The organism is Methanosarcina subterranea, assembly GCF_055385895.1.
In genome coordinates this window covers 822,020-834,089 of sequence record NZ_AP042426.1, presented here as the reverse complement: position 1 = coordinate 834,089, position 12,070 = coordinate 822,020, and the positions used below count along the sequence as shown (strand labels likewise).

The window sequence follows — 12,070 nt, the reverse complement described above, 5'->3', positions numbered from 1 at the left end:
TTAAACTCCTTTGTCTCCAGATTAAGTCCCTACTATAGCATTTCGGGTGTCTTCAGAAAGCTTAAGATCAGTGGTGGAAGATACCCTGTGGGCAGACAGCGATTTCTGGACATGAAGCACATCAACTCCCCCTGACAAACATGCTTCCGAACTCACACGCCCACAATTCCGGCAATAGTAGAAAATATTCGAACCCATTACCTGGCGTTTTAGCCTGGTCTCACATGCACCGCAAAACTTATGAATACTGAAATTTTCCATTGAGATTCCTCATTCATAAATCATGATTGAATCGAGCCTTGCAGTGCCTATTTTTGTCCAGTACCTGCAAATATTACAGTACTGAGTCTTGCCGTCTAAGCTCATTTTCAGTTTGCCATGGCATTTTGGACATATTTTCAGATGTTTCGTGAATAAACCCCCTTGAGTTTCCATTTTTAAACCTAAGGGCTTAAGTGGTCAAAGCCCGATAGAACCGGTGAGTTCCCAGACATCACTTTAAACGACCTGACATAGGATACCCAACAGTACAGAGAAAGCGGTTGACCTCTAACCCCTGAAATTAACAATTTAAAAGCCGTTTTCGACCTTTATACTGAAATTAATTGAATTCCCCCGGACAGAGCCTCAGATAAAGGCGTTTTAAGCTAACCGAATATATACTGCTTAAAAATTAGATCTGTCCGATCTCGCTGCATCAATGTTACAACAAGTATCAAATATATTATTTCTGAAAGGATATAAGTTTTGGCTCGAAAACAATTATTTATATATGTAATCAGAAGGCAAAAGGATGTCGCCCATAGAGACTATAAAAAGAGAGCAGAAACAAATAGAGAAAAGAAGAAATGTACTGGACTGCCAAGATTAGTTGAATGGGTAATAAATCTAATGTTAATCAGATAAAAAACTTCAATTGAACAGGTATTAAATCCAACGTTTATCAAATTAAGATATTTGTCGAATAAACACTGAAAGAATGTGGATTAAATAAAGACAGGTTTCGATCGGGCATCAACTGGAAAATATTAGTAAAAATATTAAGTGAACAGGACAAAGATGACGGTTTAATGGTTAGTGAAATGAATGTTAGTGAAATGAATATTAATTAAACTGGGCTGAAAAAGATAAAGGTGCTGATTAAAAAGATGCGATTCCAGGTATAATGAGAATTTACATCACCGGATCCTTTATAAGTGCCCATAAGGCTGCCTGTAAAAAGAGTTTGAAGCGAAATATATAAATACCATTATCGCTTTAGGAATGTTCGCGACAGGGTAAGTAAAAAAGAACACACCCGATCATATAAGCCGCTTTAACTCAGTTGGTAGAGTGTCTGGCTGTTAACCAGAATGTCGTAGGTTCGAGCCCTGCAAGCGGCGTAATACTTTTGCATATTTCACAGCGTTTTTTCAGGAAAAAATCGAAACACTTGCAAAAAGTTTATTATTAAAGCCGTACTAAAACTACTAAGCGTTATAGAAACCAGAACGGGCCTGTAGCTCAGTCAGGTTAGAGCGCTCGGCTCATAACCGAGCGGTCACCGGTTCAAATCCGGTCAGGCCCATAAAATTACCCATAAAACTTATATCTTAAGAATCTCCTGTATGAGAAGGTTCAAAGGTAAAAAATCGAAAATGGAACATATTCCAATCAGAAAGCCGCTTTAACTCAGTTGGTAGAGTGTCTGGCTGTTAACCAGAATGTCGTAGGTTCGAGCCCTGCAAGCGGCGTAAAAAATCGGACTTTTTTTAATATTTTGTTTTTAATATTTATTTCCTTGAATATTATAATTCTTTCATTATTTATTCTTTCATTATTTATTCTTTCATTATTTATTCTTTCATTATTTATTCTTTCATTATTTATTCTTTCATTATTTATTCTTTCATTATTTATTCTTTCATTATTTGTTCTTTCATTATTATATCTGGAACTTTGGATTCTATTTCTTCATACTCAAACCGGTGATTGTCTGGATTTTTAGTTTTTCCGAAATGCTTAATAATCCATAATCGAATAGTTTTTTCATACTAAGCAGTAAGGATTGGGAGATATCAGGAAATTATTGAACAGGGGAGAATTCCTGATGTAACATGCCATTAGTCTAACTGAGAAAATTATTAAATATAGTGGGAAAGAATAAAGTAGATAAATCATTTCCGGTGAATAAAGTAAATGAATGACTTCTGATGAATAAAGTAAATAAATCACTTCTGGCATTACTAGTATCTTCTAACTAAATTATTCTGATACTACTCTAACATCCAGTTGACTGCTACTCAATCAGACTGAGGTTTATACACATGGTTTCAATTAACAAAGAGGACGTAATCGTACCTTTAGATGTCCCGAAAACAATGCGCGAGACATACACGAAAAACTACATGGAAATTACAAAGGGCAGCGGAAGGCTGATGCTTTTTGCTGGAGACCAGAAGGTTGAACATTTAAATGACGACTTTTTTGGAGAGGGAGTCCCTGAAGATGACGCCGACCCTGAGCACCTTTTCAGGATTGCAGCTCAGGCAAAAATAGGGGTTTTCGCAACCCAGCTCGGGCTGATTGCTCGCTACGGTATGGATTACAGGGATATCCCTTATCTTATAAAAGTAAACTCCAAAACCCACCTGATTGAAACAGCGCAAGCTGATCCTTTTAGCAATCTCTGGTATGATGCTGACCAGGTAGCCGAGTTTAAGGAAAATAGCGGGCTCAATATACTTGGTGTTGGGTATACAATCTACCTTGGTAGCGAGTTTGAAGCCGAGATGCTCGTGCAGGCTGCCCAGGTAATTTATGATGCCCACCAGCATGGAATGTTATCCGTACTCTGGATCTACCCCCGAGGAACTGCCGTAAAAGATGAAAAAGACCCTCACCTGATTGCAGGGGCAACAGGAGTAGGGGCCTGCCTCGGAACCGATTTTGTAAAGGTCAATTACCCGAAAAAGGAAGGGGCAAAATCTGCAGAGATTTTCAAGGAAGCCGTCAAAGCAGCCGGACGCACCAAAGTCGTTTGCGCTGGCGGTACGAGTGACGAAGCCGAAACCTTCCTTAAAAAGCTCTATGACCAGATTCATATCTCCGGAGCCGAGGGGAACGCAACCGGAAGAAATATCCACCAGAAACCCCTGGCTGAAGCTGTTCGCATGTGTAACGCTGTCTACGCCATAACCGTTGAAGACTCAAGCGTTGAGGAAGCCCTGAAAACTTATAAAGGTGAATAAGCAGGCGTAGAGACCTATAAAACTGTACGCAAAAACTAAAGAATCCTGTAACACGGACAGGCAACAGGAATAAAACTATTCCATCCGGGACCGATAAAAGGGGCAACCGGAGAGCTCAGAGAATAACCAAGAAAACATAAAAGCGGCATCGAATAAAGAATTAAATATCAAGGCAGTGTAAATATGCAAATCCCGGACCATAAGACGAAAATCGTCTGCACAATAGGGCCTGCCTCCTCTTCGGAGGAGATTCTCAGGCAGCTTATGCTTGCGGGCATGAACGTGGCAAGGATAAACTTCTCCCATGGAGATTTCGAGAGCCATGCCAGGGTTATCCGAAGCGTACGTAAGGTCGCAGAAGAACTGGACAGGACAATTGCAATCCTTGCCGACCTGCCTGGCCCGAAGATCCGTATAGGCAAGCTAGAGAAAGAACCTATTATGCTCCATAAGGGAAATCTGATAACCCTTACTGTTGACGACTCACCGGGAAACGAGGAGCGTATTCCTGTCAACTACAAACAGCTCCCTGAAAGCGTATCTCCCGGAAGCCTCATTTACCTGAGTGACGGGTTCATCCAGCTCCGCTGCCTGGAGATCTCGGGAAACGATGTTCTTTGCGAAATTATGATAGGGGGAGAGCTCTATTCCCATAAAGGGTTAAACCTGCCAGGGGCGAAAATTTTCCTTGACCCGGTGACCGAAAAGGACTTCAAAATCCTTGAGTTTGCCCTTGATGAGGAAATAGATATGTTCAGCATCTCTTTTGTCGAAAGTGCCGAAGATATCCGAAAGGTCAGGAATTTTGCTGCGTCCAGGGGAAAGCAGGTATACATAGTCTCAAAAATAGAACGCAGGCAGGCTGTAGAAAACATTGAGGAAATTCTTGAAGAAACCGACGCCCTTATGGTCGCAAGAGGAGACCTGGGAGTCGAGATTCCCATCCAGGAAGTCCCTTCAGTCCAGAAAGAACTTATCCAGGGGTCAAAGCTCCTGGGAGTTCCTGTAATTACCGCAACCCATATGCTGGCTTCCATGACCGACAATATAAGGCCTACACGAGCCGAAGCCACAGATGTTGCAAATGCCATCCTTGATGGGACGGATGCTGTCATGCTCTCGGAAGAAACCGCAGTTGGGAATTATCCTGTGGAAGCCGTCGAGATGATGGCAAAGATTGCAAAGACAACTGAAAACTGGCGTTCCCGGACGAAATGGGGGATCGATACAATGATCAAAGCCATAACTTCCAGAGAAATGTCAGTGGACGAAGTGATCACCCTCCAGGTCTATGAAGCTCTGCAGAAACTGCCTGTAGCAGCCGTACTGACACCTACAAGGAGTGGGGCAACCCCTCGCAGGATCTCACGCTTTAACCCCGACCCATGGATCCTGGCTTTCAGCCGCGTCCCCAAAACCTGCAGGTTCCTTTCCCTATCCTACGGCGTTTATCCGGTTATTGTGAAGGAAACAATTGAAAGCTGGGAAAATGAGACCATCGAAAAAACAAAAGAACTGGGATTTGCAGAAAGCGGAGATATTGTAATTTTAACCCAGGGGCCCGCTTCCGGAAAAGCCGGAGGCACAAATATGCTCAAGATTCTCACCCTTGACTGATGCTCAAGATCCTGACTAACCTTGACTGAATTTATGATCGGGCAGATAGCTTCAAAAAACTGAAATCAGGCTTAAAAACTGCAATTATCCGGAAAATTCTTTCCTATATTAGAAAACGGATGTGAACACTATTTTTATAATATAATAACAATACAAATATAATGGCAATAGATTTAGATACCATGTGTGTTTTTTACATTCAGAATAATTTACCTTATGTTATGAGGTTTCATTTATGAAACGAAAGGATCCAGCAACAAAAAATCAGAAGTATCTGGCTATCTTCCTGGCCGTAACAATGTTTCTCTCTGCCTTTTTGATATTTTTCACGGCCGATTCGAAAACAGATAACAATGACGTCCCCACTTCAGAAACTGGAGAAGAACTTATTACAGTCCCGTTTTCCCAGGTCCAGGGCAAACATGTCCAGCACAAGTTTAACTCTATTATTGACGGATTGGAAATGTCGCCTGACGGAGTAACGAGTGCAGTGTATGTTGACCTCCAAAAAACAGAAGGAACCCCCTTAGAAACAGTCTTTGGAAACAGGCAGACTATGAATGCTTCCTTCTCTTACGGCGCTGATGTCACGAAGAGATACGGTGCAAGTTATGGCAATGAAAGCGGCTTTGAGCTACACCAGATTCCGGAGCAAAAAATTAGCATGCCCCTTGATACGCAGGTAATGCCATATCAGGGATATCAGATCCTTGACCGGACAAACAGTACCTACAACATCTGGAACGTTGTCGGAAGCCCTACAATTATAGGTCCCATCCAGAGTGTGGTGAGCGTAATCGGTATTCTTGAAGGAAATGAAACATCTACTGCCGAATATGACCAGATTCTGAGCCAGGCGGACCCTGAAGGGAGCATCTACCAGGAAGTGGCCAAAAGAACAAATTCCACTACTGATATGTCCGCCGAACAATACTACAGAGACCTCAAAAAGCTGGATGACGGAAGTTACACGCAGACATCTGTCTACCTTAACCCGGATCCTGAAGTAAATGAAAAAATCACAGCTTACCAAACAAACTCGAGTGAACGCGGGGTTACCTACAACGTAACTACCCTGGATAATATTACCAAACTGGTAATAAGCTCAGACTTCGAGAGCCTGTACAATGAAAGTATCCTGCTTTCAATATAAGCAGGCAAACTTTCTTCTTTAATTTTTTTATTTTTATTTTTATTTTCTATTTTTTCTGGCATCCTCAGGCTTTCTTTTCTGCACATACAGGATTGAAACCGGCCTGCGCCTAAGGGATGCCAAAAATCATGGAAAGAATATTCCCAGGCTGAGAAACACCCCCTTCACTAGGAGACTATTTTTTGATCCGCGTTCAGAGGACTTTTGGGAAGATCGCTCTCCTTCATTGAGCAACTGTACCAATATTTAAAAATTAGTCCTCTTGAGCGAAGCGAAGCGGAGCGAAGCGGAGCGAAAAGGACCGCGTACTCCCGAGGCGCAATTCGGGCGAGGCGCAATTCGGGCGAGGCGCAATTTGGGAAGGACAGCAAAAGTAGGTTGAATAAATATAGAAAGAGAACGTGATTAAATAAAGTGAAAAATGAGGTGAGGCTCTGGGATTTTCCAGCTTACTTGAAAGGATTTTCCTGAAAAAGATAGATGGCAAGAACTCTCATGACTGGTTTGAGCAGGGGACAAAAGAAAGAGACCCTCCAAAAAAGATAAAGTACTTCAGAAATACCGTAAAGCTAAAACCGGAGTTCGTAGGCGGCTGGACCGTGCTTGGAAATGTCTATGCAGATATGGGAGACTATGAAAAGGCTATGGAGTGTTACAACCATGCCCTTTCGATCTGCCCGCGATATAGAGAAGCAAAGTATAACAAGAAGAATCTGGAGAAAAAAATAGGAGAAGCCGCGTTAAAAACAGGAACGTGAAAGAGGCACGAAATCCAGAAAAATCAGCCTCCATGAGGAAGCGATAAGATGAACTGAAAATGAAAAATCAAAGACCAGCTTATTTGCAATTTCCACAGTAAAACGGCAGGAAAAAAACTCTTTTTTCAGTATGATTGTTTCTGTTTTTTTCAAACAGGGAAAACAATGAACATCACTACATATTTCTATCGACCCGGCGTATATTCAATGGGAAGTGATGCCATTGGCTTTTCTGGATAAACTGTTCAAGAAGAAAATTGAAGGAAAAACAGTAGAAGAGTGGTACGGGCTTGCAGTAGCAGAAACTGACCCGGAAAAGAAAATCGAGTATTTCGATAAGGTCCTTGCGTTAAAACCTGACTTTGCAGGAGCCTGGAACCTCAGAGGGCTTGAATTTGTGGTTCTGAAAAGGTATGAAGAAGCCATTGCCTCTTTTGACAAAGCCCTTGAAATAAGGCCCGGCTATCCGGAGGCAAGGTACAATAAAGAAGATGCCGAAACCGAATTAAGAAAGATTAGGGCAGCAGAAAATCCGGTTGAAGAAAATAAAGAAGGATCATCAGAGACGTAAAAGGGCAAGGAAGAAAAAAACAAAAGGAAAGGGAACGAAAGGAAAGGGAACAAAAGGAAGAAGAAACAAAAGGAGAATGGGCAGAAAGTTAAAAACAAAAAGAGATTCGGACAGGTAAATTTTGCCTGACCGCCGGGACCACGTATTTGCGAGAAAACACATTTATTTTTTTCCGCGGTTCAAGGCCTGGAGCCCGAGTTTTACAGGTCCGGGAAGTTTTCCGCACTGCATGACTTTCATCTGTTCAGGGGAAATAAACTTGAAAGCAGCATTCATGAGGGCATCGGATTTCATAATGCCGTCCATTATCTGCCTTGCCTGTACCGAAGTTTCAAGAGCTGAACCGAACTGAGCCCTCCAGAGCCTGTCATATTCTTCAAGCTTGCATTTTCCGGCTGCAAATTCAGCTGCAGTTTCTCCTGCAATTTTTCCGGCAATCATGGCAGGAGGGATTCCTCCTCCGTTTGTTGCAATAATGTGCCCGGCAGCGTCCCCTACAATAAGAGAATCTTCAGTTGCAGTTTTTGCAGGGGCTCCGTTTACAGGGATAATACCTGCAATGACATTCATGATGACGCTGTTTTTCAGTTTTGAACTTGCCATAGGATGATCCTTCATGAAACGGTGCAGATACTCTTTTGCAGAAACCCCTTTTTCAGCCATTCCGTTTCTGATTCCGATTCCTACATTTGCCCGGTCCCTGCCCTCGGGAAAAATCCATGCATAACCACCAGGGACATAATCTTTTCCGAAATACATCTCAAGGGCATCAGGGTCGATATCAACATTCCTGACCTGGTATTCAATGGCAACAGAGGTTTCCTTTAATTCGGGTTTCATGGCAAAACCTTTTGATTTTGCGACCAGGGAGTTTGGGCCGTCAGCTCCGATAACTGCTTTTGCCTTGATTTTGTGCTTCCCGAAAATTCCCGAGGTATCAACAGTTGTGCCCTCCACTTTTGTCACACGCGTTTTTATCATAAGTTCAGCCCCTGCCCCTGCCGCCTGCTCAGCAAGGAACTGATCATACCTGCGCCGGTCAAGAACAGCCCCTTTTACAGCAAATTCTTTTACATTGCAGTTTGGAGGAATAATGCGCTGGGTCTTGATCGTCTGCAGCACACAGGAGTCAGGATATATTATAAGCGCTTCAGGCAGGTCAGCATCGGGTAAAAGAGCCTTAACCTCCGAAGAGTCCGGGAGAAAACCTGCACACTGAATCGGGTTTCCGATTTCCCTTTTCTTGTCAAGGAGAAGGACGGAGGCTCCACCCCTTGCAGCATACAGGGCGGCAGTGGAACCTGCAGGGCCTGCGCCCACCACTATGAGGTCATAAGAGGCTTCTGGAATCATGAAAGGGTCTTCCTGTTGTTTATTTTTGCCTCTGCAATTTACTGAGGAATTGTTTATTAATCCTTTCCTGAATCCAAGAATTATAAAGATAATTACAGGAAATATTCGATTTATGGAAAAATTTAAATATTATAAGATAGTACAACGGTTACCGGCTTCCGGTAGCTGATGAGAAACAAATAAAGGAGAAAGGTAAAATGAGACAAATAGCAATTTACGGAAAGGGCGGTATCGGAAAATCAACTACCACGCAGAATCTTACTGCAGCCCTTTCAACTATGGGAAACAAAATTCTTCTTGTAGGATGCGACCCGAAAGCAGACTCTACCAGAATGTTGCTTGGCGGCCTGAACCAGAAGACCGTACTTGATACTCTTAGAAGTGAAGGAGACGAAGGAGTCCACCTTGAAACTGTGGTACAGCCAGGTTTTGGCGGCATAAAATGTGTTGAGTCCGGAGGGCCAGAACCAGGTGTAGGATGTGCAGGTAGAGGTATTATTACTTCCATCGGATTGCTCGAGAATCTGGGGGCATACACCGAAGATCTTGATTATGTATTCTACGACGTGCTTGGTGACGTCGTCTGCGGAGGCTTTGCCATGCCTATCCGCGAAGGGAAAGCCAAGGAAATCTACATCGTGGCCAGTGGAGAACTGATGGCCATCTATGCAGCAAACAACATCTGCAAAGGGCTTGCCAAGTTTGCCAAAGGTGGAGCCCGCCTGGGGGGCATTATCTGCAACAGCAGGAATGTAGACGGAGAACGAGAACTCCTTGAGGCATTCGCAAAGAAACTGGGAAGCCAGCTGATCCACTTCGTGCCCAGGGACAACATTGTCCAGAGGGCGGAGATCAACAGAAAGACCGTAATTCACTTCGACTCTGAATGCAACCAGGCCAAAGAGTACCTGACCCTTGCCAATAATGTCCAGAACAATACCAACCTCGTTGTCCCGACCCCTCTCCCTATGGAAGAATTGGAAGCTATGATGGTGGAATTCGGAATTGTTGAGCTGTAACTGTCAAAATGGTAACTGCTGAAACAAATAGAGGAGATGAAAAAGATGCAAATGATAAGAGCAATCATCAGGCCGGGAATGGAGTCAAAGGTTGTAGAGAGCCTTGAGAAAGAGGGCTGCATTTCCCTTACAAAAATGGAAGTCTTCGGGCGAGGGAAACAGAAAGGGATCCACATTGCAGATATACACTACGACGAACTGCAGAAGACCCTGCTCCTGATGGTAGTCGAAGACGAACACAAGGACAAAGTCATACAGACCATAATGGAGTCTGCCAGGACCGGGAAGTATGGGGACGGAAGGATCTTCGTAAACCCGGTCGAAGAAGCCTACACCATAAGGACTGGAAAGCCCGGACTTTAAACCGGATTTTCGGAGGAAAAATTCCGTGAAAGAGATTACGGCAATAATCAGGATGAACAGGGTTCAGAAAACCAAAGATGTCCTGCTGGAGTGCGGCTTTCCTTCTTTTACCGTAAGAAGAGTCATGGGCCGCGGAAAGCAAAAAGGGCTTTGCTTTGAGTTTAACCCGCCCCTTCCTGACCCGGAAAAGGAAGCTGAAACCTGCATCCGTTTCATTCCAAAACGCATGTTCACAATCGTTGTCGACGACTCAAGTGTAAACGAAGTAGTTCAGAAAATCATTGAGGTAAACCAGACCGGGCATGTAGGAGACGGAAAGATTTTCGTGACAAACATTAGCGAAGCTCTCCGCATCCGGACCGGAGAAAGCGGAGATTTGACGGTTAATAAGGAGCTGGTATAAATGGGAGCGGAAATAGGTTCGGGAATTGAAGACAAACAGCAGCTTATCGATGAAATGCTGAAGGTGCTCCCGGAAAAGGCTGCGAGGAACAGGAGAAAACATATAGTTGTCAGGGACTGTTCCACCGAACAGCATATCGAAGCCGACGATAAGGTAATCCCGGGAATCATTACAAACCGCGGATGCGCTTTTGCCGGTTCAAAAGGTGTGGTTTTCGGACCGATCAAAGATATGGTACACCTCGTCCACGGCCCGATAGGCTGCGCATACTTTACCTGGGGAACCAGGAGGAACTTTGCAAAAGCAGAGGAGGGTGGAGATAACTTCATGAACTACTGCGTATGCACGGACATGAAAGAAACCGATATCGTCTTTGGAGGAGAAAAGAAGCTCAAAAAAGCCATTGAAGAAGTTATGAAAATCTTCAAGCCCGAAGCAATCAGTATCTCTGCCACCTGCCCTGTAGGACTTATAGGAGACGACATCGAAGCTGTTGCCAGGGAAGCCGAAAAAGAGTATGGAATCAAAATTATCCCTTCCAGATGTGAAGGATACAGAGGAGTAAGCCAGTCAGCAGGACACCACATTGCCAGCAATGCTCTGATGGAAAACCTGATAGGAACCGAGGAACTGGAAAACCCTACCCCCTTTGACATTAATATCTTCGGGGAATACAACATAGGCGGAGATCTCTGGGAAATCCAGCCAATCCTTGAAAAAATCGGGTACCGGATCGTTTCAAGCCTGACAGGAGACGGCTCGTTCCATAAAATTGCACAGGCTCACAGGGCAAAGCTCAGTATCCTACTCTGCCACCGTTCCATCAACTACACGAACCAGATGATGGAAGAAAAATACGGGATTCCCTGGTTGAAGGTCAATTACGTAGGCACGAAGATGACCGCCAAATCCCTCCGGAAAATGGCACAGTTCTTTGAGAACCCGGATCTTACCCGGAAGACTGAGGAAATCATTGCCGAAGAAACCGCAAAGTATGCGGATGAGATCGAGAGGTACAAAAAGAAACTGAAGGGGAAAACCGCTTTCATCTACTCCGGAGGTTCCAGGAGCCATCACTATACTAATCTCTTCGAAGAACTGGGCATGAAAGTAGTTGTTGCAGGCTACCAGTTCGCCCACAGAGACGACTACGAGGGCAGGCAGATCATCCCTCAGATGAAGGGAAACGCTCTTGGATCAATTCTCGAAGATGTGCACTACGAAAGGGACGAAAATGTCGAGCCCGCAATCAGCCCGGAACGGATTGAAGAGCTGAAACAGAAGCTCGGACTTATGGAATATGAGGGGCTATTCCCCGAAATGAAAGATGGAACCATTGTCATTGACGACCTCAACCACCACGAAACCGAAGTCCTCTTAAGAACCCTTAAACCCGACATCTTCTGTTCAGGGATCAAGGACAAGTACTGGGCCCAGAAACTCGGGGTCCCCTCAAGGCAGATCCATTCGTATGACTACAGCGGTCGCTACACTGGCTTTTCCGGGGTTGTAAACTTCGCACGGGACATAGATATGGCTATGCACAGTCCCACCTGGAGATTCATACGCCCGCCATGGAAAGGAGAAGAAGCAGAATAAGGAG

11 protein-coding genes and 3 tRNA genes are annotated in these 12,070 nt (G+C 44.1%); 12 read left to right on the top strand and 2 right to left on the bottom strand.

The window, feature by feature from the left end; translation table 11 throughout:
* Positions 1-21: 21 nt before the first annotated feature.
* Positions 22-261: a hypothetical protein gene (locus ACZ5A8_RS03700; RefSeq protein ID WP_464532271.1), complete on the bottom strand. Its 240-nt coding sequence runs from the start codon at positions 259-261 to the stop codon at positions 22-24.
* A gap of 1,048 nt (positions 262-1,309) precedes the next feature.
* On the opposite strand from ACZ5A8_RS03700, the gene ACZ5A8_RS03695 reads away from it, so the two are divergent.
* From ACZ5A8_RS03695 to ACZ5A8_RS03660, 8 genes are all read left to right on the top strand, one after another.
* A tRNA-Asn gene (locus ACZ5A8_RS03695) sits at positions 1,310-1,382 on the top strand.
* 110 nt (positions 1,383-1,492) lie between these two features.
* Positions 1,493-1,567, top strand: a tRNA-Ile gene (locus ACZ5A8_RS03690).
* Positions 1,568-1,660: 93 nt separating this feature from the next.
* A tRNA-Asn gene (locus ACZ5A8_RS03685) sits at positions 1,661-1,733 on the top strand.
* Positions 1,734-2,306: 573 nt separating this feature from the next.
* On the top strand, positions 2,307-3,230 hold the full coding sequence (locus ACZ5A8_RS03680; protein ID WP_464532270.1) for an aldolase: 924 nt from the start codon (positions 2,307-2,309) through the stop codon (positions 3,228-3,230).
* A 183-nt stretch (positions 3,231-3,413) separates the two neighbouring features.
* Entirely contained in the window at positions 3,414-4,847 is a 1,434-nt protein-coding gene (gene pyk, locus ACZ5A8_RS03675) for a pyruvate kinase (RefSeq protein WP_322225324.1), read from the top strand.
* Between the two features lie 235 nt (positions 4,848-5,082).
* Positions 5,083-6,000: a hypothetical protein gene (locus tag ACZ5A8_RS03670; RefSeq protein ID WP_464532269.1), complete on the top strand. Its 918-nt coding sequence runs from the start codon at positions 5,083-5,085 to the stop codon at positions 5,998-6,000.
* A 599-nt stretch (positions 6,001-6,599) separates the two neighbouring features.
* Entirely contained in the window at positions 6,600-6,758 is a 159-nt protein-coding gene (locus ACZ5A8_RS03665; RefSeq protein WP_464532267.1) for a tetratricopeptide repeat protein, read from the top strand.
* 223 nt (positions 6,759-6,981) lie between these two features.
* A complete protein-coding gene (locus ACZ5A8_RS03660; RefSeq protein ID WP_229388174.1) occupies positions 6,982-7,329 on the top strand; it encodes a tetratricopeptide repeat protein in 348 nt (115 codons plus the stop codon).
* A 162-nt stretch (positions 7,330-7,491) separates the two neighbouring features.
* On the opposite strand, the gene ACZ5A8_RS03655 is transcribed toward ACZ5A8_RS03660, so the two are convergent.
* Complete coding sequence (locus ACZ5A8_RS03655; protein WP_464532266.1) at positions 7,492-8,682, bottom strand: geranylgeranyl reductase family protein; 1,191 nt, start codon at positions 8,680-8,682, stop codon at positions 7,492-7,494.
* Positions 8,683-8,879: 197 nt separating this feature from the next.
* Between ACZ5A8_RS03655 and nifH the strand changes: the two genes are divergently transcribed.
* The 4 genes from nifH to nifD are packed head-to-tail and all read left to right on the top strand — an operon-like array spanning position 8,880 to position 12,066.
* Entirely contained in the window at positions 8,880-9,701 is an 822-nt protein-coding gene (gene nifH / locus ACZ5A8_RS03650) for a nitrogenase iron protein (protein ID WP_229388168.1), read from the top strand.
* Between the two features lie 45 nt (positions 9,702-9,746).
* Positions 9,747-10,064 (top strand): P-II family nitrogen regulator, encoded by a 318-nt coding sequence (locus ACZ5A8_RS03645; RefSeq protein WP_464532265.1) that lies wholly within the window; start codon positions 9,747-9,749, stop codon positions 10,062-10,064.
* Positions 10,065-10,089: 25 nt separating this feature from the next.
* Complete coding sequence (locus ACZ5A8_RS03640; protein ID WP_464532263.1) at positions 10,090-10,467, top strand: P-II family nitrogen regulator; 378 nt, start codon at positions 10,090-10,092, stop codon at positions 10,465-10,467.
* Positions 10,468-12,066, top strand: coding sequence for a nitrogenase molybdenum-iron protein alpha chain (nifD, locus tag ACZ5A8_RS03635; RefSeq protein WP_464532262.1), 1,599 nt, complete (start codon positions 10,468-10,470; stop codon positions 12,064-12,066).
* Positions 12,067-12,070 lie beyond the last annotated feature (4 nt).

Excerpts from the sequence above, each read along its gene's own strand:
- ACZ5A8_RS03700 (WP_464532271.1), bottom strand. The coding sequence starts at position 261 with ATGGAAAATTTCAGTATTCATAAGTTTTGCGGTGCATGTGAGACCAGG.
- ACZ5A8_RS03670 (WP_464532269.1), top strand. The coding sequence starts at position 5,083 with ATGAAACGAAAGGATCCAGCAACAAAAAATCAGAAGTATCTGGCTATC.
- ACZ5A8_RS03655 (WP_464532266.1), bottom strand. The coding sequence starts at position 8,682 with ATGATTCCAGAAGCCTCTTATGACCTCATAGTGGTGGGCGCAGGCCCT.
- nifD (WP_464532262.1), top strand. The coding sequence starts at position 10,468 with ATGGGAGCGGAAATAGGTTCGGGAATTGAAGACAAACAGCAGCTTATC.
- nifH (WP_229388168.1), top strand. The coding sequence starts at position 8,880 with ATGAGACAAATAGCAATTTACGGAAAGGGCGGTATCGGAAAATCAACT.
- ACZ5A8_RS03645 (WP_464532265.1), top strand. The coding sequence starts at position 9,747 with ATGCAAATGATAAGAGCAATCATCAGGCCGGGAATGGAGTCAAAGGTT.
- pyk (WP_322225324.1), top strand. The coding sequence starts at position 3,414 with ATGCAAATCCCGGACCATAAGACGAAAATCGTCTGCACAATAGGGCCT.
- ACZ5A8_RS03680 (WP_464532270.1), top strand. The coding sequence starts at position 2,307 with ATGGTTTCAATTAACAAAGAGGACGTAATCGTACCTTTAGATGTCCCG.